Consider the following 20,036-nt stretch of genomic DNA (forward strand, 5'->3'; position numbering starts at 1 on the left):
ATGCCCCTCGCCCTCCTCGTTCTTGCCTTGAGCTCGTTTGCGATAGGCACCACCGAATTCGTCATCATGGGTCTCTTGCCGGAGGTCGCCGCCGATCTTTCGGTCAGCATCCCGCAGGCCGGATGGCTGGTAACCGGTTATGCCCTGGCGGTCGCGATCGGCGCGCCTGTGATGGCGATTTCGACTGCGAAGCTGAAGCGCCGCACCGCCCTGATTGCGCTGATGGCCTTCTTCATCGCCGGCAACCTGCTTTGCGCTCTGGCGAGCGACTACTGGGTGCTGATGATCGCCCGTGTCGTGACAGCACTCTGCCACGGCGCATTCTTCGGCATCGGCTCGGTGGTCGCCGCCGGCCTCGTTGCCGAAGACCGCAAGGCCCGCGCCGTCGCGCTGATGTTTACCGGCCTGACGCTCGCCAATGTTCTCGGCGTGCCGCTCGGCACGGCGATCGGCCAGGCCTATGGCTGGCGCGCCACCTTCGGCGTCGTCACAGTCATCGGTATCGTGACCATTCTCGGCCTGATCGCCATCCTGCCCAGGGACAAGCAGCAAGAAAACAGCAGCATCCTGCGCGAGATCGCAGCACTCAGGAATGGCGGCCTGTGGCTGGCGCTCTCTACCACCGTCTTCTTCGCCGCCTCGATGTTCGCCCTCTTCACCTATATCGCGCCGCTGCTGCGCGACGTCACCGGCGTGTCGCCGGAAGGCGTCACCTGGACGCTGTTCCTGATCGGCCTCGGGCTGACCATCGGCAACCTCGTCGGCGGCAAGCTTGCCGATTGGCGGCTCGGCGCGACGCTTGCCGGCGTCTTCGCCGCAATCGCCATCACGTCGATCGCCTTCAGCTATACGAGCCGCTTCTTCATTCCGGCTGAAATCACTCTCTTCCTTTGGGCGATGGCAAGCTTTGCCGCCGTGCCGGCGCTTCAGGTCGGCGTCGTCGGCTTCGGCAAAGACGCTCCGAATCTCGTCTCGACGATCAATATCGGCGCCTTCAACACCGGCAATGCGCTCGGCGCCTGGGTGGGCGGCCTAGTCATCGACGCCGGGTTCGATCTCACCCGCGTTCCGCTCGCCGCAGCCTTGATGGCCCTGATCGGCCTCGGCGCCACAGCACTCACCTATCTCTCCGCCAGGGGCCGGGCCGCCCTCGCCCCTGCCGAGTGATCCTCCCGCACAAGAAAGGACCAACATGGCCAAGCTTTTCGACCCCACGAAAGTCGGCGACATATCAGTCAAGAACCGCATCGTCATGGCGCCGCTCACCCGCAACCGCTCGCCGGGCGCGATCCCCAACGACCTCAACGTCGAATATTACCGCCAGCGCGCCACCGCCGGCCTGATCATCACCGAAGCAACCGCGATCACCCATCAGGGCCAGGGTTATGCCAACGTGCCCGGCCTTTATAGCAAGGAAGCACTCGAGGGCTGGAAGCGCGTCACCGACGCGGTCCATGCATCAGGCGGCAAGATCGTCGTCCAGATGTGGCATGTCGGCCGCATCTCGCACACGACGCTGCAGCCGAACGACGGCAAGCCGGTTTCATCGACCAATCGCGTCGCCAAGGCCAAGACCTATCTGGTCAATGCCGACGGCACCGGCAGCTTTGCCGACACCTCCGAACCGCGCGCGCTCGAAACCGCGGAAATCCCCGGCATCATCGAGGATTACCGCAAGGCTGCCCGGGCAGCGATCGACGCCGGCTTCGACGGTGTCGAGATCCACGGCGCCAACGGTTACCTGCTCGACCAGTTCATCCGCGACGGCGTCAATGACCGTACTGATGCATATGGCGGCTCGATCGAAAACCGCACCCGTCTGACCTTCGAAGTCGTCGATGCCGTGGTGAAGGAAATTGGCGCCGGTCGCACGGCGATCCGCATCTCGCCGGTGACGCCGTCCGGCGAAAGCTACGATTCCAATCCGCAGGCGACCTTCACCCATGTCGTCGAAGGACTGGCCAAATACGACCTCGCCTATATCCATGTCATCGAAGGCCAGACCGGCGGTGACCGCGACTACAAGCAGGGCGACAATCCCTCCTTCGATTACAAGGCACTGCGCCAGACTTATGAAAAGGCCGGCGGCAAGGCCGACTGGATGGTCAACAATGGCTACGATCGCGGTCTGGCGATCGATGCAGTGGAAAGCGGCCGCGCCGATCTCGTCGCCTTCGGCAAGCCTTTCATTGCCAATCCCGATCTCGTCGAGCGCTTGGTACACAATCTGCCGCTCAATACGCCTGACCAGTCGACCTTCTATGGCGGCACCGGCAAGGGCTATATCGACTATCCCATTCTCGAAAAGGTCGCCTGACCTTTCACACGCGAACGCGAATCCCGCCGAAAGGCGGGATTTCCATCTTCGACGCGTTTTTGTAGGGTGCCGCCATGTTTGCTCCCTATCTTGATCGCTGGTCGCTGATATCAGACGGCGAGCCTATCATCACCCACTCCAGCCGCCTCCTGCCGGTCCTCTGGCAGGACAGGCCTGCCATGCTGAAAGTGGCGGCCGATATCGACGAACGATACGGCGCGCTTCTGATGCAGTGGTGGGACGGTGACGGCGCAGCCTATGTCTACGCCCATGAGGGCGACGCGGTACTGCTCGAAAGGGCGACGGGAAAACGCTCGTTGCTTGCCATGGCGATGAACGGCGAGGACGACGAGGCAAGCCGCATCCTCTGTGCGACGGCGGCACGGCTGCATGCGCCGCGCGAAAAACCGCTTCCCGATCCCATCCCCCTTACCCGCTGGTTCCGCGATCTGGAGCCGGCAGCAGGCATGCATGGCGGTACGCTTGCCGATTGCTCGGCGATCGCCAACGTCCTCCTTGCCGATCAGCGTGATGTCACCATCCTCCACGGCGACATCCACCATGACAACATTCTCGATTTCGAGGCACGCGGCTGGCTGGCGATCGATCCGAAGCGGCTCCATGGTGAGCGCGGCTTCGATTTCGCCAACATCTTCGCCAACGAGGAACTGCCTGTTATCACCGATCCCGCCCGTTTCCGCCGCCAGTTCGCCATCGTCTCAGCAGAGGCGAAGCTGGAGCCGAAGCGGCTGCTGCAATGGATCGCCGCCTATTCCGGTCTTTCCGCCGCCTGGTTCCTCGGCGATCCGAATATTCAGCAGGCAGAAACGGCCCTGACGGTCGCCCGGATCGCGCTGGCAGAACTCGAGAGCTAACCCGCTTCCTGCGACGGGTGCCCAATAAGAGCGGCCGTGTCGCGATGCGGTTCGGGCAGGCAGCCGAGCGCCACGAGCGAAGCCCTGACCGCCTCGTCGATCGGCGTTTGCGGTTCGCTGCCGAGTTCGGCCGCAAGTTTGGTGTTGCGCATCCGCACCGGCACCTTCCAGAGATAGCGCATCTCCTTGACCTCCCGCATCACAGGAATAAAGGGCGCTGCCAGCGGCACGATCCACCAGGGGAAGTTGCCGATCTTCGCCTTACCGCCGACGACGCGCTTGATTGCTTCGGCCATCTGCATGCCGTCCGCATCCCAGAAGCCCTCCATATGATAGACGGCGAAGGCCGGCAGCCGATCGGCCCGCTCGATGAGCTGGGTGATGGTTTCCGCCATGTCTGGCAGGTAGGCCCATTGATGACCGATGCCGCAACGACCTGGGTTCCTGATCGTGCCGACCGGCTTGCCTGGAGTCACGAGGCCAGCCGAAAACCAGCTATTGGCCGTCGTGCCTGGGCCGAAGAAATCCCCCGCCCTGACAATGATGACGCCGGCGCCGGACTGTGACGCCGCCCTCAGCCGCTTCTCCATTTCCACACGGATCGCCCCCTTCTTCGTCACCGGATTCTGCGGGCTTTCTTCCGTCGGCGCCGGCAGGGCGTCGGGACCGAAATTATAGACGTTGCCCGGCAGCACGATGCGTACACCGACAGCGCGCGCAACGGCGATGGTATTGTCGAGCATAGGCAACACCAACGTTTCCCAGTCGCGGTAGCCGGGCGGATTGACGGCATGAACGATCAGGCCGACGCCTTCGGCCGCACTCAGGACGTCACCGGCATTCATCGCATCGCCCTGCACCCATTCGAAAGCCGGCTCACTCCTCGACGCCTTGGCGGCGTCGCGGTTCAGCGCCCGGATGCGCCAGCCGCGCGCAAGCAGCCTGCGGGCAACCGCGCTGCCGATACCGCCGGTCGCGCCGAGAACGAGGGCCGTCGTCTTCATTTCGCTGCTCATGACAATCATCTCCTTCGATCGGATCAGAGGATCATGCCATCAGAATGGCATAAACGAAATTGACGAAAGAAATTCATCTGCTATACAAAAATATATGAGCATGGAGCCGAGCTGGGATTTCTACCGCAGTTTTCTGACCGTGCTTCAGCAGGGGTCGCTTTCGGCCGCCGCCCGCGAACTGGGTCTGACCCAGCCAACGATAGGCCGCCATGTCGACGCACTGGAACTGGCGATCGGCGCCGAACTCTTCACCCGCTCACCGAACGGCCTGCTGCCGACCGACGCCGCACTGGCGCTGAAGCCCTATGCCGAAACGCTGGCGGCAACCACCGCCGCCCTTTTGCGCACCGCATCCGGTGAGCGCGAGCGCGTGGCGGGAACGGTCAGAGTCAGCGCCAGCGAGGTCATCGCCATCGAAGTGCTGCCGGCGATTCTCGGACCGCTGCAGGAGACCTATCCCGAACTGCAGATCGAGCTCTCGGCATCCGATATGATCGAGGACCTGGTGAACCGCGAGGCCGATATTGCCGTGCGCATGGCCGAGCCGCAGCAGGCAGCACTCGTCGTGCGCCGCATCGGTGATATCCCCCTCGGCTTTCATGCCCATCGCCGCTATCTCGAACGACACGGCATTCCGCAAACCCTGGCTGACCTCGCACGCCACCGGCTCATCGGCTTCGACCGGCAGACGGCCTATGTCCGCATGGCGATGAAACGCTATGCAGTGCCTGACATCAAATTCTCCTACAGAACCGACAGCAATCTTGCCCAGCTCTCGGCGATCCGCGCCGGCGTCGGCATCGGTCTTTGCCAGATCGGACTTGCCCGGGAGAACCCTGACCTGGTGCACGTCCTGCCCGATGCCTTCGCCATTCCGCTCGGCACGTGGGTGGCGATGCATGAGAGCCTGAAGACTTCGCCGCGCTGCCGTGCCACCTTCGATGCATTGGTCAAGGGCCTGCAGGACTATCACCGATATTCGGCCGGTGCGTGACCACGAAAATCGGAATCGATTTTCGGAAAGAATCATGCCCAAATTTCAAAATAATGGAGCGTCCTTAGCGCATTCTGTCGGACGCGCGCCACTCCAGGCGAGATGCATATGACAACGAACAATCCGGTTGAACTCGTGCCCTATGATCCGCAATGGCCGCAAGCCTTCCAGCACATCCGCGACAGACTGCTGATCTTGCTGCCGCAGGCGCTGTCCGTCGATCACATCGGCAGCACGTCGATACCGGGCATGATCGCCAAGCCGCTCATCGATATCGACATCGTTTTTCCCGGCCTCGGGCACATCGAGGACGCCACACGCGTGCTTCTGCCCGAAGGCTATGAGCCACGCGGCAACCGCTATGACGACGAGGTCTACAGCGCCGCGCGTCTTTTCAGACGCGCAAAGGACGCTGTAGCACTTTGAATGGCTGCATAATTTTACTCTTAAATCGATTCCGATTTAAGGAATTATGCAGCAGGCTTTTCTATCGAGAGGTTCAGTGCCGGCGCAACGGGTCTACCTTTGCCCGGCCGGTAACGGCACGCATCGAAACAGGCTGGCTTTCCGGGATTATCTCATCGCGCATCCACATGCGGCGGCCGATTATGCCGCGCTCAAACGCAGGCTGGCAGCCGAATTCCGGATGGACGGCGTCGGCTATACTGCGCATAAGCGCGAATTCGTCGATGCGATCGTCGCGCGGGCATTGGCGGGAGATGGCTAGCTTCCGATGCCTTGCGAGGCCTCGGCCGTGCGATCCTTCCACTGGCCGTCCACCACCTCGGTTTCCGGCCGGTCGCCGCCTTCTGCATATTCCTCATGCCACTTGCCGTTCTCGTCCTGCCAACTGATCTCGGCGGAATCGCCGCCGACCTGCTGTTCGGCCGCAACGATGCGCGCAGCTTCGAGCGCCTCGGCATGGGTCGGGAATGCCTCTGAATAGACACCTCCCAGCCTGTAGGCCCAGCCGCCGTCATGCGGCACGACTTCGTAGACCACCTTGATCATGCATCAGTCTCCTCATCTTCTTGTTGCGCATTCGCACGCTTCCGGAAAAGATCCGGATCATCGCGGCCGCTTGACGAGAATTCGAGGACGCCGCGATCTGCTTTTCGGCCCCGATGACGTTCAGTATTCCATTAAACGCCGAAGACTGCAAATGGCACTCGACCGGGGCTTACTTGATATGCGAAATCAGTGACTTAGATAGAACGCATGAATCGGGACAGGAGCTAGGGCTTGGGGATCGCGTCACGCTTTAAAGAGGAAAAGTTTCTGGTCGTCGCACTTGTCGTTGCAGCGATCGCCTATTTCTTGGAACACGCGGTCATCGAGATGGGGCGCGGCGTCGCACTGATTGCCGCCGCTGGCCTGGTCGGCACCATCGTACTCGCCTCGATCCGCGTGGCCCATCATGCCGAGCTGCTCGCCGTCAAGGTCGGCGATCCCTATGGCACGATGATCCTGACGCTTTCGGCCGTCGCCGTCGAAGTCATCATCCTCGCCATCATGATGAGCGGCGAGAGCTCGCCGACGCTGGTGCGCGACACGATCTACTCGGCCCTGATGCTCGATATCAACGGCATTCTCGGCCTGGCCGCCCTGCTCGGCGGCCTCAAGCACGGCGAACAGCCCTATAACGACAATTCCGGCAAGACCTACGGCGTAATGATCCTCACCGCCATGGGCATTTCGATGATCGTGCCGGAATTCGTGCCTAGCGACAAATGGCACTATTATTCCGCCTTCACCATCGTCGCAATGATCGCGCTCTACGGCCTCTTCTTGCGCATGCAAGTTGGCCAGCACAGCTATTTCTTCAGCTACAGCTATCCGCGCTCCGAACGGAAGAAGGAAAGTCCGCACACGCATGGCCCCGACGAGTCGGCCGCGATCTCGATCGCCACCATTCTCGTCGGCGTCGTCATCATCGGCCTGCTCGCAGAGTTCATGGCGGCCTTAATGACGGAAGGCCTGCGCGACAGCGGCGCGCCGATCGCCGTGACCGCCGTCGTGGTCGCAGCGATTTCGGCCGCCCCCGAGATCCTGACCGCGTTGAGGGCAGCACTGAGGAACCGCATGCAGGCGACGGTCAACATCGCCATGGGCGCCTCGCTGTCGACGGTCATTCTGACGGTGCCCGTCATGGAGGCGATCGCGCTCTATACCGGCCAGCCCTTCATCATGGCGATGACCCCGGTACAGACGGTGATGGTGGCGATCACGCTGATTGCCGCGGCGATCAACCTCAACGACGGCGAGACCAACGCCATCGAGGGCATGACGCATTTCATTCTCTTCGCCACCTTCATCATGCTGACGGCGCTGGGGCTTTGAAGGCTGCGTCTCCCCGACAAAAGGAGAACGGAGAGCAGTTATCCGCGCACGTAGCGTCAACCCCCAGAGCGGCCAGACAGCCCACCGTTTGAGGAGAGCTTTCGACAGTCATTCCTTCGACTTTTCGAGGAAACGCTGCTTGCGGGTTTTCGGCTTAAAGCGCCGGAAGAAACCCTCGATGGCGCGGATGGATTTGGTGACGGACATGAGCCTGTCGATCTGGCTATTTGCGTTGTGGAGCCGTTCCGACAGGACTTCGGCCGCCGTCATCGCGATCTCGATCGGCGGCACCTGTGGAAACCGTCTGGCAAGTGCCGCATAGGGGCTAGCATCCACGCCGCCCATCATCGAGATCGTACCTATCCGGGCAAAGAGACGCAGGAAGATCTGCTCGAACGTCCAGTCGTGCACGTCGAAGACCTTCCACTTCTCGCTCCTCTTCGCCGAAAAGCCGGCAAGCAGGACCTTGCCCGGCAGTTGCAGCTCGGCGAGCCACAGCGCCACCGCAAAACCACTCGTCGCAATCTTGCCCACCGGATAGAGATCGACGAGCATTTTCGTCAGATCAAGGTGACGGGTTTCAGCGCCTTCAAAGCGGCCCTCTTCGCTGAAGTTTTCCTCCGGGGAAACGCGAATGTTGACGACGCCCAAAAAATCGTCGCCGGCAAAGAAGCGCAGGACATCCGCCGCCTCGCGCCTGTGGACGATATTGGCGCCCATCACGCCGCTGCGGGCAAACAGCACCGCATGGCCGGCGAAGGGCTCGTCGAGCACCTTATAGACATTGTTGAAGAAGACGTAGAGCGCCGTTTCCGGCAATTCGCTTCGCAGCCGTTTGAAATCGACAGCTTCGCTGTTTGCCACCAGCACGATATGGGAATAGCGCGACAGCAGCGCCTTCCACGCCTCCGGCGTCAGGAAATTGAAGCCGCTATCCGGGGCGGCCATGGTCTGCGTGTCGCTGGGGATTGCTTCCATATCGGCTCACATGCACTTTCCAAGGACGATGCGCTTTGCCGTCCCACTAGCTGTTGCTGAAATAAGCGCGTGTCCGCGCCAGCCGCGCCAGCCCGCCGATCCACTTTCCCAAATGCGAAAGGAACCCCGCGATCCGGCCCGTCATCGACGGCTGCCTGCAGAAGGAAGCCCATGGCGTATTGGCGAGATCCTCGGCATAACGCTTGGCCATCCGGCGATGCACCCACGGTACAGTCGCCTGCCACGGTTTTTTCCGGCCGGTGAAATGGATGATCGCCGGCTGGCCAACGAAAGGCAGGAGGCCGGTCTGCGTGTTCCAGCGCGGGTCGAGCACCAGCCAGTCGCCATCGAAAGTGACGTTCAGCGCATCCTGGTCGTTATTCTCGAAAAGATGCGACCGCTCCTCGAAAATCTCCCGTGTCCTGGCAAAAAGTCCCCTCGACCGGCAGGCCGACCAGTCGAACAGCAGCACGCCGGCATTGAAATAGCGCCCGCCCTCGCGCATGCCGATCTTCCGCTGCCGTGCGCCGGCCTTCTCGGGAAAGGCCATGACATAATCGTCTATGGCGGCAAGCGCCTTGCCCTGCAAATCCATGGCGAAGAGATCATCGACCGGTGCAACCGCAAGCACATCGGCATCGAGATAAAGCAGCCGCTCGACATGACCGGGTATATGCAGATCCATGTAGAGCCGCGCCAGCGTCGCGCCCGACCAGCGGCCTCGCGCCTGTAGCGCCGTATCCGGCGTATTGTAGGGCAACACCTTGATCGCCATGTCGTGCAGCCGAGCGAAATTTCCGACCTCGGCGATCTCGTTCGGCTTGAGGTCGATGCCGAGAAGCAGGAACTCCACAGTGGAACTTGAGAGATTGCGCTTGACGGAAAGCAGGGTGCAGCAGGCGGCCGGCAGCATGTTGACATCCGAACAGACGATCACGGCACTCTGCTGCAAAATCCCGGCCTCCCGAAGCGGCGACTTAAACTGATGCCGGATATCTAGTTGGTTTGATGCCAACCCGCAACCGCAGATCACCCATTGGACCGTCACTCTGCGTCACGTTTTGAATCGGAATTCAACGACTTGCAAGGCAAAGCGGAATCATCTGCTCAGCATGTTGAATTGGGATGTGAGCTCAAAGCCGCAGCGCGAGCGGATGGCCGACCAGCAGCCGGTCGACTATCGCAAGCTTCAGGCCCTCGACCTTGCATTGCGCCAGCAGCAACCGGTCGAACGGATCGCGCGTCTCCGGCTCGGATCGGCAGCGGTGACGACGTGTGGGACGTCGATGGGCAAGACCGTCAACCCGGCCTCCTGGAGATAGACGGGAATAGTCTCCAGAGGCAATCCTGGCTGCAATTTGCCAAGCCGCGTCTTGATGGCAATTTCCCAGAGGCTGGCGACACTGACGAAGCCGCTGGCCGTAAAGTCCGAAAGCAACTGCCGAACACGCGGAAAACGTTCCGTCAGCTTCCGCTGGGCAATCGCGAACCACATGTGTGTCAAGCAGCACACGCATGGTCACGGCAGCGGCTTCAGCAGAAAATCGTCCGGCAACGATCGTCGAAGTCGTCGGCGATATACATCTCCGTCCTCGTGATACCCTGGGAACGAAGATAGGCTTCGCCGGCTTCGAGGTTCAAACCGCCACGCTTCCGATGCGGCACGAGATCGAACACCGGCCGGCCGTTGCGCGTCACGACAATGGTCTCGCCTTGCTCGACCTCGCGGGCAAACTCGGTCAGGCGGTTCTTCGCATCGCGGATCGAAACGGTCTTCATGCCGTCAAATGTAGCCACATGCAGCTACATCATCAACGTCGCGCACAACAAAAAGGCCCGCCGTCACCGGCGGGCCTTGGGTCGCTCTGATTGCAGTCCGCTTATTTACAGGCGCCGCAGAAGCGCTGGATGCGGCGGCAGGCTTCCTCGAGCTGCTCTTCCGAGGTCGCATAGGAGATGCGGAAGTTCGGGCCGAGACCGAAGGCCGAACCGTGAACGACAGCGACGCCTTCGGATTCCAGCAATTCAGAAACGAAATCCTCGTCCGTCTCGATCACCTTGCCCGACGGAGCCGTTTTGCCGATCAGGCCGGCGCAGGACGGGTAGACATAGAAGGCGCCTTCCGGCACCGGGCAGACAATGCCCTTGGCCTGGTTCAGCATGGAAACGACGAGATTGCGACGGCCTTCGAAGATCTTCTTGTTCGCAGGGATGAAGTCCTGCGTGCCGTTCAGCGCTTCGACAGCCGCCCACTGTGCGATCGACGTCGCACCCGAGGTCTGCTGACCCTGGATCATGTCCATGGCCTTGATGAGCTGGATCGGACCGGCTGCATAGCCGATACGCCAGCCGGTCATCGCATAGGCCTTGGAGACGCCGTTCATCGTCAGCGTGCGGTCGTAAAGCTTCGGCTCGACCTCCACAGGCGTGACGAACTTGAAGTCGCCATAGGTCAGGTGCTCGTACATGTCGTCGGTCAGCACCCAGACCTGCGGATGTTTCATCAGCACATCCGTCAGCGCCTTCAGCTCGTCCTGGGTATAGGCCGCCCCCGTCGGGTTGGACGGTGAGTTGAAGATGAACCACTTGGTCTTCGGCGTGATCGCCTTTTCGAGATCGGCGGCCTGGAGCTTGAAGTTATGCTCCTGGGTGGCAGAAACGAAAACCGGCGTGCCGCCGCACAGCGCCACCATCTCAGGATAGGAAACCCAGTAAGGTGCCGGGATGACGACTTCGTCGCCGGGGTTCAGCGTCGCCATGAAGGCGTTGAAAAGGATCTGCTTGCCGCCGGTGCCGACGATCGTCTGCTCCCAGGAATAGTCGAGGCCGTTCTCGCGCTTGAACTTGGCGGCGATCGCCTTGCGCAGTTCCGGGATACCGGAAACCGGCGTGTACTTCGTCTCGCCGCGGTTGATCGCGTCGATGGCGGCCGTCTTGATATTATCAGGCGTATCGAAATCCGGTTCACCCGCGCCGAGGCCAATGACGTCACGTCCTTTTGCTTTCAGCTCGCGCGCTTTCTGGGAGACGGCGATGGTGGCTGAAGGCTTCACACGGGAAAGAGCATCGGCAAGGAAAGCCATGATAACGGTCCTAATGGTTGAAACGGGCAGAAAGCCGGGACCGGAGTTCTGCGGTTAGCTCTATGTCCAATGTATGACGGCATTTCAAGCGGAAAGGCGTCATGGTGGCATGATTCTTATTGATCGGTTCGCCACGCCGCCCATCCGGCATGCCGCCCCTTTCGGAGAGGCTTGCGTCACGCGGATGAAACGCCATGCGCAGATCTTGAATCAATCTCTGAAGTCATCCGGATTTATCCCCTGAAATCAGTGGCATCGTCGAATTCGGCCATTGCCACGAATAAGCCGCAACAAATGCCGCGCCACGCCGCAATTCGGTCGCGAGCGCGCCGAGATCGAAGCCGCATCATCGGGCATCCGAAATTGGTTATTGAGGGTATGCCAATGTTTCTGGACGATGAGTTTACCATAGGGCGCATTCGTGCGCGCCGAATTTCCGTTTCAGTCCTTATTGCCGTCACCGCCTTTGCCGCCTGCATCGCCGCGATGCTGGGGTTTGCCTCCGCCGCCCGCGCTGCCGAGACGCCGCAGGCATCCGCCCAGCTCGCAGCGCTTGTCCGGCCGAACGACGTCAATAGCGGCTCGCTGCTCTTCCCGTCGAAGGAGCCGGGCTTCTATGTCGAAGCGCCGCGGCTGAAGACCGATGTCGCCATCGATGTCTCCGGCCCGATCGCCAGGGTGAAGGTGACGCAGCGCTTCCAGAATCCGAGCCAGGGTTGGGTCGAGGGCACCTACGTCTTCCCGCTGCCGGACAATTCCGCCGTCGACGCGCTGAAAATGCAGATCGGCGAACGCTTCATCGAAGGCCAGATCAAGCCGCGCCAGGAAGCCCGCGAGATCTACGAGCAGGCCAAGGCCGAGGGCAAGAAGACGGCGTTGCTCGAGCAGCAGCGGCCGAACATCTTCACCAACCAGGTCGCCAATATCGGTCCCGGCGAAACCATTGTCGTCCAGATCGAATACCAGCAGACCATCCACCAGTCGGGCGGCGAGTTCTCGCTGCGCTTCCCGATGGTCGTCGCTCCGCGCTACAATCCGGCGCCGATCGTCCAGACTGTCGAGTTCAACAACGGTGCCGGTTTCGCCACGCCGCGCGACCCGGTGGAAAACCGCGACAAGATCGAAGCCCCTGTGCTCGATCCGCGTGAGAACGCCAGGGTCAATCCGGTTTCGCTGACCGTCGACCTCAAGGCCGGTTTCCCGCTCGGCGACGTCAAATCGTCCTTCCACGCGGTCGATATCGGCCAGGACGGCGACCAGGCGAGGACGATCAGCCTGAAGGCGGACACCGTTCCCGCCGACAAGGATTTCGAACTCACCTGGAAGGCTGCTCCCGGAAAGATGCCGAGTGCTGGCCTCTTCCGCGAAGTGATTGATGGTAAGACCTATCTGCTCGCCTTCGTCACCCCGCCCGCGGCCCCAGATACGGCAGCGCCGCCGGCAAAACGCGAGGTGGTCTTCGTCATCGACAATTCCGGCTCCATGTCCGGCCCGTCGATCGAGCAGGCAAGGCAGAGCCTGGCGCTTGCCATCTCCAAGCTGAACCCCGATGACCGCTTCAACGTCATCCGTTTCGACGATACGATGACTGACTATTTCAAGGGTCTTGTCACTGCCACCCCTGACAATCGCGAAAAAGCGATCGCCTATGTCAGGGGCCTGACCGCCGACGGCGGCACGGAAATGCTGCCTGCCTTGCAGGCTGCGCTACGCAACCAGGGTCCGGTCGCAAGCGGAGCACTGCGCCAGGTCGTCTTCCTGACGGATGGTGCGATCGGCAACGAACGGCAACTGTTCCAGGAAATCACCGCAAATCGCGGGGATGCCCGCGTCTTCACCGTCGGCATCGGCTCGGCGCCGAATACCTATTTCATGACCAAGGCTGCCGAGATCGGTCGCGGCACATTCACGGCGATCGGCTCGACCGATCAGGTGGCAAGCCGCATGGGCGAGCTTTTCGCCAAGCTGCAGAACCCAGCTATGACCGATATCACTGCCACCTTCGAAGGTATCGAAGCCGAGGATATCACGCCGAACCCAATGCCGGACCTCTACAACGGCGAGCCCGTCGTGCTGACCGCGGAGCTACCTGAGGAGAAGCCCGCCGGCAAGCTGCAGATCGTCGGCAAGACAGGCGATCAGCCTTGGCGCATCGAGATGGATATCGCCAATGCCGCCGACGGCAACGGCATTTCCAAGCTCTGGGCGCGGCGCAAGATCGACGATTTCGAGGCCCGCGCTTATGAACGTCAGGATCGTGCCGCGCTCGACAAGGATATCGAGACCGTGGCGCTCGCCCACCATCTCGTCTCCCGCGTCACCAGCCTGGTTGCCGTGGATGTCACCCCGTCGCGCCCGGTCGATCAGCCGCTCGGCTCAACCAAGCTGCCGCTCAACCTGCCGGAAGGGTGGGATTTCGATAAAGTCTCCGGCGAAAACACTGCCCCTCTTGGCGGCGCAGAACGCCATGGCTCGGCTACGCCGGCAGGAAACGCCGGACTGGAGCAGGCTGCAGCCGAAACACAGGATCTCGCCGCATCGCCTGAGATCGCAAGCATGATGGCCGCAGCCCCGACCGCCAAGGCTGCCAGCATGATCGCGCAGAAGAGCTCGACCGTGAACCTGCCGCAGACGGCGACGCGTGCCGACGAGCAGATCATCCGTGGACTGACCATGCTGCTCCTGGCGCTGACGGCGGCAAGCGGGCTGGCCGTTTGGCGGCGGCGCCTCAAGCGCATTATCGCGGTCGGAGCCAAGCGAAATGGTCTCTAGGCTCTCCGCAAGCCAGAACGGGGAAGCGGCCGAATTCGAGCCGCTTCCGACCTATCTGGAACTCGCCATGGCCGCCGCCATGGCCCACGACATGCCGAAGCCGCGCCAGCGGAAGGGTTTCTTCCTCTGGCGTCTTTCCTCGATCGAAAAGGCGATCGCCTTTGCCATCGCCGGCCTTGCCTTTTATGGCTTGGCGCTGATCGGCGACGGCTTCCTGCTGAAGGCGAAGGCAGAGCTTTCTCAGGTTCTGCTGAAACGTGCCTTCGCCGCGGAGCTGCAGGGGAAAGAGACAAAACCCTGGCCCTGGGCGGATTTCACCACGGAGGCCAAGGTGCGTGCCCCGCGCCTCGGCAAGGAGGCGATCGTGCTCTCCGGCGCCTCCGGCGAAGCTCTCGCCTTCGGTCCGGCGTGGCTCGTCAACACGCCACAGCCGGGCGAGGAAGGGACGTCCGTGATTGCCGCCCATCGCGACACGCATTTCCGCTGGCTACAATATATAAGGCCCGGCGATACGATCGAGGTCACCCGCCGCGACGGCAAACTATTGACCTTCAAGGCCGGCGAGGGCCGCATCGCCCCGTGGGATGCCAACGGCATCGATCCCTCCTCCGATGGCCATCGCCTGGTGCTGACCACTTGCTGGCCCTTCAATGCCACCGAACGCGGGCCGTTGCGCTACATCCTCGAGGCGGAATTGGTCGACGACCAGGCGACGGGCTCGGTTCAACCGGTAAACACAAAGCCGTTATTGCAGGTCGAATGAGGGTTGAAGCCCTTCCCTACCCGCTCCACGTTCCGCATAGAGAAACGACGGGGAGCAACATGAAGAGAATATCCGCCTTCCATTTCGCCGCAGCGCTGGTCCTGTTCGGCGCCGTGTCCGCGGATGCGGCCGACACCGTCAACACGCAGGAACTCGCCGTCCGTGTCGACAAGCTCGCCGACGGCCTCGAACATCCCTGGGCGGTCGAAGTGTTGCCCGACGGCGCCTATCTCGTCACCGAGCGGCCGGGCCGCATGCGCATCGTCCGCGACGGCAAGATCTCTGACCCGATCGGCGGCGTGCCTAAGGTCAGCGCCCGTGGCCAGGGTGGCCTGATGGACGTGGCGCTCGCGCCGGACTTTGCGACATCTCGCAAACTCTATTTCACCGCCGCCATCGCCAACAGCCAGGGCTCCGGCACCGAAGCCTTCAGCGCCACGCTTTCAACTGACGAAAAGACGCTCGATGCCGTGACGCCCATTTTCACCATGCGGCGCTTCACGTCAGGCAATATCCAGTACGGCTCGCGCATCGCGATTGCCGCCGACGGTACGCTGTTCATCAGCGTCGGTGATCGCGGCAACCGCGACCGCTCGCAGAACTGGCAGGACGATGCCGGCTCGATCATCCACATCAATGCCGATGGCAGCATCCCTGCCGACAATCCATTCAAGGACGGAGGCAAGGCACTGCCGGAGATCTGGTCGAAAGGCCACCGCAACCCGCAGGGCATCACCTTCGACGCCAAGGATGGCAAGCTCTATACCGTCGAACACGGTGCGCGGGGCGGCGACGAGATCAACCAGCCAGAGGCCGGCAAGAATTACGGCTGGCCGATCATCACCTATGGCCGAGACTATTCGGGCGCCGAGATCGGCGAAGGCACCGCCAAGGAGGGGCTTGAACAGCCGCTGCATTATTGGGATCCTTCGATCGCGCCTGGCGCGCTCGTCGTCTATCGCGGCGCCATGTTCCCGGAATGGGACGGCAATTTCATCGTCGCGGCGCTGAAGTTCCAGTTGCTCTCGCGCATGCAGCGTGACGACGGAGGCGCCTTCGTCACCGAAGAGCGGCTGTTCGAGGGCGAATACGGCCGCGTCCGCGACGTTGTCGTTGCTCCCGACGGCGCGCTGCTGATGGTGACTGACGAGGACAATGGCGCGCTGCTCAGGATCTCCAGAGCGCAAGCCCGTAACGGCTGACACGTCACAACGCGCCGCGCAGTTCCTTGCGGATGACGAATTTCAACCCGGACCAGATCTCGTCAACGGCGCAAACCTTGATGTCGATCAGACCGGTTGGGAGCAAAACCTCCCGCAGCACGTCCTCGGTGATATCGGTCGAAACCCGTGAGCTCTTCTTGGGCCAGGATACCCAGACCATGCCGTCCCGCCTCAGGACACGGAAAAGCGTGGGCGCTATGGCCTCCAGCGCCGCACGTTCTGTCGTAAACAGATGCACGTAGTCGAATGCACGCTGAGGCGTCTCGGGAAGCGCATGGACGACCGAAGCAAAACCATCGAAACCATTGATGTCGCCGATCGTTTCCGGAATGCCGAGAAGAGCGGCCGCCTGCCCCTGTGCAAGGCCGAGTTTCCTCACAAGCGGCGTGCCGGAATAACCGGCCGCCTTGGGCGCTGCCGTGTCGTCAGCCTGCGGCCTCTCTTCGCCTCGCATGCATTCACCTCCGTCAACCGGCACGAAGTCTTCACCCTTGCGGAAAGGAAACGCAACTGCTAACCGCTTCGGCACATCACCGCCCTTCCCTCATCGAGGATCACATGACGCGCGTTCAGGCGAACCTCCTCCTATTGCTTGCAGCTGCCATCTGGGGCGGCGGCTTCGTCGCGCAGTCGACGGCGATGAAGGCAATCGGCCCCTTCTGGTTCATTGGCCTGCGCTTTGCCGTCGCCACACTGGCCGTGCTGCCCTTCGTCCTTTTTGAAGCGCGCAAGGCAAAGGAGAAGACCAGCGCACGCCATGCGAAGCTCTATATCCTGATCGGCCTTGCCCTTTTCGGCGGCGCAGCCACGCAACAGGTCGGCCTGCAGACGACGACGGTGACGAATTCCAGCTTCATCACCGGCCTCTATGTCGTCTTCGTACCTGTTATCGCCGTGTTCTTTCTGCGCCGTGCCCCGCATTGGATCATCTGGCCGGGCGCGCTGATGGCGCTCACCGGCATCTATCTCCTGTCCGGCGGCCATCTCTCGGCGCTGACACCTGGCGATCTGCTGACTGTCGTCTGTGCCGTCTTCTGGGCGGTCCAGATCACCCTTGCCGGCACAACCGTTTCCGAGACCGGAAGACCGCTCGCGCTGTCCGCCACGCAATTCGCCGTCACCGCAGTCTGTGCGCTGGCCGTTGCCGCAGCCGTCGAACCGGTCAGCCTTTCGGCGATACGGGCCGCAGCGCCGGAGATCCTTTATGTCGGCATCTTCTCCTCGGGCGTGGCTTTCGTGCTGCAGGTAATCGGCCAGCGCTATACGACGCCCTCGCAGGCCGCGATCTTTCTTTCTTCCGAAGCGCTCTTCGGCGCCTCACTCGCCGCCCTGCTGCTCGGCGAGACGATGCCGGTGACAGGCTATGCAGGTTGCGCGCTAATGTTTATCGCTATGCTTGTAGTCGAACTCGTGCCGGGCTTGACCCGCCGGCGCTTGCCAGCCGCGTGAACACGCGTCCAAATATGGGTGTGTCACGCATCGGAAAAAAAATTCATTTGCCGCCAGAGACGCGTTCACGTTGCATTTTTGGGAAAATCTGCTCTGAACTTATATTGCAGACGATATAAAACGTTAATCATTCCCTATCAGCGAAGGAAATTTTGCGTTTTTGCGCAAATTGGATATCGGCCGGGGTGTGCCCGCAACGACACGTTAAAAAACTTTTGCTTGCCAAAATCCTTTAAACGCAGCACTCTCAGCGCGTTCGGGCATTTTGCGAGCATGGGAAGTCCTTAAGTATTTGCGCGCCGGGAACGCTAATATCCCGGTCAGCCGGTTCCGAAAATGGCGGGCGGAAGCCCTGCCTGGAACAGGCCGAGGTAGAGGGGACCTTTTTCTCACATTTCAAGAATTGCCTGCCAACACCTCCCGCAAGGAGGCAATGCTATGATGCTGCCCGTGTGGATGGCGGGCAGAGAGAAAAGGACCTGAGGCATGGCAGAGACTGGCACTGTAAAGTTCTTCAATACCGACAAAGGCTTCGGCTTCATCAAGCCGGACCGGGGCGGCGCCGATATCTTCGTTCACATTTCTGCCGTTCAGGCCTCCGGCCTGGCCGGTCTGACGGAAAACCAGAAGGTAAGCTTCGACACGGAGCCGGATCGCCGCGGCAAGGGCCCGAAGGCCGTCAATCTGCAGATTGCGGGCTGAACCCTTAACAAGGCTGGCGAGTTCGAGTTGAAGCCCGGCAGCAATGCCGGGTTTTGTCGTTCAGCCTTCGTTCAGCTAGAAATCTGTACTTCTCTCATCATCGAGAAAGGGGCCGGCGTTCGGTTCCCGGGATTAGGATTTGTGCTTATGAACAGGCTCGCAAAGACCATTCTGCTGACGGCAACCGCTGCCGCACTCACGCTTTCTGCCATCGGTGAAGCGTCGGCCCGCGACCGCCACTGGCGCCACGGTAATCACGGCAACAACGATGCGTGGGTCGGCGGCGCCGTCGGCCTTGCCACCGGCCTGATCGTCGGTTCGGCCATCGCCAACGCCAATAACGGTCCGGTCTACGAAGAACGCCGCTACATCGACCCGGCCTACGAGCCGGATTATTACGAGCCCGCTCCGGTCTATCGCGCGCCCCGCCGCGTCTATGTCGATCAGCCGCAATATTACGCGCCGGTCCGCACGGCGGTGGAGCCCTGGTCGCCGCAATGGGAGCGTTACTGCTCTTACCGCTATCGCTCCTTCGATCCGCGCAGCGGCACCTATGTCGGCAATGACGGCCGCAGCCACTTCTGCACCGCCGGCTGAATCGTCGAATATCCCTGATGCAAAGCGCCGCTTTTCAGCGGCGCTTTTGTTTTGCCTGGGTCAACTGGCCTTCTTGTTCCAGGGCACGGACTCGGCCTCGGCATCAAAATCGGTCGAGACGCTCACGGTGCGCCACATCCGATCGGCTTCGATACGGGCCGCATCCGCCTTTTCGACGTTGCGTACCGCATCGCTGCCGAGCAGCAGCCGGAACGGCGGCTCTTCGAGACCGGCGATGTGGATGACGACTGCAGCCGCTCTGGCAGGATCGCCGGGCTGGCGACCATCGTACTCACGCTGAAAGCGCACCGTAGCGCCGACCGTCTCCGCATACTCCTGCCGCCCCTCGGCAAGCACCGTCGAGGAGCCGGCGAAATCGGTCCTGAAGCCGCCGGGCTCGATCACCGTCACCCTGATGCCGACCGGCGCGACCTCTTTCGACAGTACCTCGGAAAAGCCCTCGACACCGAATTTCGCTGCCGAATAGGCGCCGCGCCCGGCAGGTCCGATCCGGCCGCCGACCGATGAGAACTGGATGATGTGCCCCGCCCCTTGCCCGCGCATCCGGGCGATGACCGCCTTGGTCATGATGATCGTGCCAAAGAGGTTGGTCTCGATCTGGGCGCGGAAATCGGCAAGACTGGTATCCTCGATCGAGCCGACATTGCCGTAGCCGGCATTGTTGACAAGCACGTCGATGCGCCCGAACCTCTTCACACCAGCCTCAACTGCTGCCGCTGCCGCCACCTCGTCGGTCACATCAAGCGCCAGCGTCAGCACCTGATCACCATACCGCTCGGAAAGATCGGCAAGCTGGCCGGGATCGCGCGCAGTTGCCACCAAATTATCGCCGGAGGCCAAAACCGCCTCCGCCAGCGCCCGGCCAAGACCGCGCGAACTCCCTGTTATCAACCAGACTCTGAACAT

Annotated in this window: 18 protein-coding genes and 4 pseudogenes; 13 read left to right on the forward strand and 9 right to left on the reverse strand. The window is 61.6% G+C overall.

Annotated elements, in window-relative coordinates; all coding sequences use genetic code 11:
- The 3 genes from A6U98_RS18500 (at position 1) to A6U98_RS18510 (ending at position 3,192) form a co-directional block, all read left to right on the forward strand.
- Positions 1-1,167: an MFS transporter gene (locus tag A6U98_RS18500; protein WP_064651913.1), complete on the forward strand. Its 1,167-nt coding sequence runs from the start codon at positions 1-3 to the stop codon at positions 1,165-1,167.
- A 25-nt stretch (positions 1,168-1,192) separates the two neighbouring features.
- Positions 1,193-2,317, forward strand: coding sequence for an alkene reductase (locus tag A6U98_RS18505; RefSeq protein ID WP_064651914.1), 1,125 nt, complete (start codon positions 1,193-1,195; stop codon positions 2,315-2,317).
- Between the two features lie 74 nt (positions 2,318-2,391).
- Positions 2,392-3,192, forward strand: coding sequence for an aminoglycoside phosphotransferase family protein (locus A6U98_RS18510; protein ID WP_064651915.1), 801 nt, complete (start codon positions 2,392-2,394; stop codon positions 3,190-3,192).
- On the opposite strand, the gene A6U98_RS18515 is transcribed toward A6U98_RS18510, so the two are convergent.
- Positions 3,189-4,208: an NAD(P)H-binding protein gene (locus tag A6U98_RS18515; protein ID WP_064651916.1), complete on the reverse strand. Its 1,020-nt coding sequence runs from the start codon at positions 4,206-4,208 to the stop codon at positions 3,189-3,191. The two genes, A6U98_RS18510 and A6U98_RS18515, sit on opposite strands and share 4 nt — an antisense overlap.
- A 94-nt stretch (positions 4,209-4,302) precedes the next feature.
- Here A6U98_RS18515 and A6U98_RS18520 point away from each other — a divergent pair, with 94 nt between their 5' ends.
- The 3 genes and pseudogenes from A6U98_RS18520 to A6U98_RS38030 all read left to right on the forward strand — a co-directional run.
- A complete protein-coding gene (locus A6U98_RS18520) occupies positions 4,303-5,202 on the forward strand; it encodes a LysR family transcriptional regulator (RefSeq protein ID WP_064652276.1) in 900 nt (299 codons plus the stop codon).
- Positions 5,203-5,310: 108 nt separating this feature from the next.
- Positions 5,311-5,580, forward strand: a pseudogene (locus A6U98_RS38025) (GrpB family protein); the annotation flags it as partial.
- A 103-nt stretch (positions 5,581-5,683) separates the two neighbouring features.
- A pseudogene (locus tag A6U98_RS38030) lies at positions 5,684-5,929 on the forward strand (GrpB family protein); the annotation flags it as partial.
- Here A6U98_RS38030 and A6U98_RS18535 read toward each other — a convergent pair.
- Positions 5,926-6,213: a DUF2188 domain-containing protein gene (locus tag A6U98_RS18535; RefSeq protein ID WP_003541669.1), complete on the reverse strand. Its 288-nt coding sequence runs from the start codon at positions 6,211-6,213 to the stop codon at positions 5,926-5,928. The pseudogene A6U98_RS38030 and the gene A6U98_RS18535 overlap by 4 nt on opposite strands.
- Positions 6,214-6,444: 231 nt before the next feature.
- Here A6U98_RS18535 and A6U98_RS18540 point away from each other — a divergent pair, with 231 nt between their 5' ends.
- Positions 6,445-7,542, forward strand: a complete 1,098-nt coding sequence (locus A6U98_RS18540; RefSeq protein ID WP_064651917.1) for a calcium:proton antiporter — start codon at positions 6,445-6,447, stop codon at positions 7,540-7,542.
- A gap of 108 nt (positions 7,543-7,650) precedes the next feature.
- Here A6U98_RS18540 and A6U98_RS18545 read toward each other — a convergent pair whose 3' ends face one another.
- The 5 genes and pseudogenes from A6U98_RS18545 to A6U98_RS18565 form a co-directional block, all read right to left on the reverse strand.
- Positions 7,651-8,520 (reverse strand): hypothetical protein, encoded by an 870-nt coding sequence (locus tag A6U98_RS18545; protein ID WP_064651918.1) that lies wholly within the window; start codon positions 8,518-8,520, stop codon positions 7,651-7,653.
- A gap of 46 nt (positions 8,521-8,566) precedes the next feature.
- Positions 8,567-9,553: a glycosyltransferase family 8 protein gene (locus tag A6U98_RS18550; protein ID WP_082933941.1), complete on the reverse strand. Its 987-nt coding sequence runs from the start codon at positions 9,551-9,553 to the stop codon at positions 8,567-8,569.
- A gap of 100 nt (positions 9,554-9,653) precedes the next feature.
- Positions 9,654-10,037 (reverse strand): annotated as a pseudogene (locus tag A6U98_RS37695) (type II toxin-antitoxin system VapC family toxin).
- Positions 10,038-10,039: 2 nt separating this feature from the next.
- Positions 10,040-10,299, reverse strand: a pseudogene (locus tag A6U98_RS18560) (type II toxin-antitoxin system prevent-host-death family antitoxin).
- Between the two features lie 101 nt (positions 10,300-10,400).
- Positions 10,401-11,603 carry a pyridoxal phosphate-dependent aminotransferase gene (locus A6U98_RS18565; RefSeq protein ID WP_064651921.1) on the reverse strand — a complete coding sequence of 401 codons (1,203 nt, stop codon included), beginning with the start codon at positions 11,601-11,603 and terminating at the stop codon, positions 10,401-10,403.
- Between the two features lie 384 nt (positions 11,604-11,987).
- Here A6U98_RS18565 and A6U98_RS18570 point away from each other — a divergent pair, with 384 nt between their 5' ends.
- The 3 genes from A6U98_RS18570 to A6U98_RS18580 are packed head-to-tail and all read left to right on the forward strand — an operon-like array spanning position 11,988 to position 16,340.
- On the forward strand, positions 11,988-14,375 hold the full coding sequence (locus A6U98_RS18570; protein ID WP_064651922.1) for a marine proteobacterial sortase target protein: 2,388 nt from the start codon (positions 11,988-11,990) through the stop codon (positions 14,373-14,375).
- Entirely contained in the window at positions 14,365-15,138 is a 774-nt protein-coding gene (locus tag A6U98_RS18575; RefSeq protein WP_064651923.1) for a class GN sortase, read from the forward strand. Before A6U98_RS18570 ends, A6U98_RS18575 begins: the two co-directional genes overlap by 11 nt.
- Positions 15,139-15,197: 59 nt before the next feature.
- On the forward strand, positions 15,198-16,340 hold the full coding sequence (locus A6U98_RS18580; protein ID WP_064651924.1) for a PQQ-dependent sugar dehydrogenase: 1,143 nt from the start codon (positions 15,198-15,200) through the stop codon (positions 16,338-16,340).
- A gap of 4 nt (positions 16,341-16,344) precedes the next feature.
- Here A6U98_RS18580 and A6U98_RS18585 read toward each other — a convergent pair whose 3' ends face one another.
- Positions 16,345-16,815 carry a hypothetical protein gene (locus A6U98_RS18585; RefSeq protein WP_064651925.1) on the reverse strand — a complete coding sequence of 157 codons (471 nt, stop codon included), beginning with the start codon at positions 16,813-16,815 and terminating at the stop codon, positions 16,345-16,347.
- Positions 16,816-16,919: 104 nt separating this feature from the next.
- On the opposite strand from A6U98_RS18585, the gene A6U98_RS18590 reads away from it, so the two are divergent.
- The 3 genes from A6U98_RS18590 (at position 16,920) to A6U98_RS18600 (ending at position 19,109) form a co-directional block, all read left to right on the forward strand.
- Positions 16,920-17,810, forward strand: a complete 891-nt coding sequence (locus A6U98_RS18590) for a DMT family transporter (RefSeq protein ID WP_064651926.1) — start codon at positions 16,920-16,922, stop codon at positions 17,808-17,810.
- Positions 17,811-18,296: 486 nt separating this feature from the next.
- Positions 18,297-18,512: a cold-shock protein gene (locus tag A6U98_RS18595; RefSeq protein WP_003561293.1), complete on the forward strand. Its 216-nt coding sequence runs from the start codon at positions 18,297-18,299 to the stop codon at positions 18,510-18,512.
- 147 nt (positions 18,513-18,659) lie between these two features.
- Positions 18,660-19,109 carry a BA14K family protein gene (locus A6U98_RS18600; protein WP_018446664.1) on the forward strand — a complete coding sequence of 150 codons (450 nt, stop codon included), beginning with the start codon at positions 18,660-18,662 and terminating at the stop codon, positions 19,107-19,109.
- Between the two features lie 60 nt (positions 19,110-19,169).
- On the opposite strand, the gene A6U98_RS18605 is transcribed toward A6U98_RS18600, so the two are convergent.
- Entirely contained in the window at positions 19,170-20,036 is an 867-nt protein-coding gene (locus A6U98_RS18605) for an oxidoreductase (RefSeq protein ID WP_064651927.1), read from the reverse strand.

Source organism: Rhizobium sp. WYCCWR10014, from assembly GCF_001657485.1.
GTDB lineage: Bacteria > Pseudomonadota > Alphaproteobacteria > Rhizobiales > Rhizobiaceae > Rhizobium.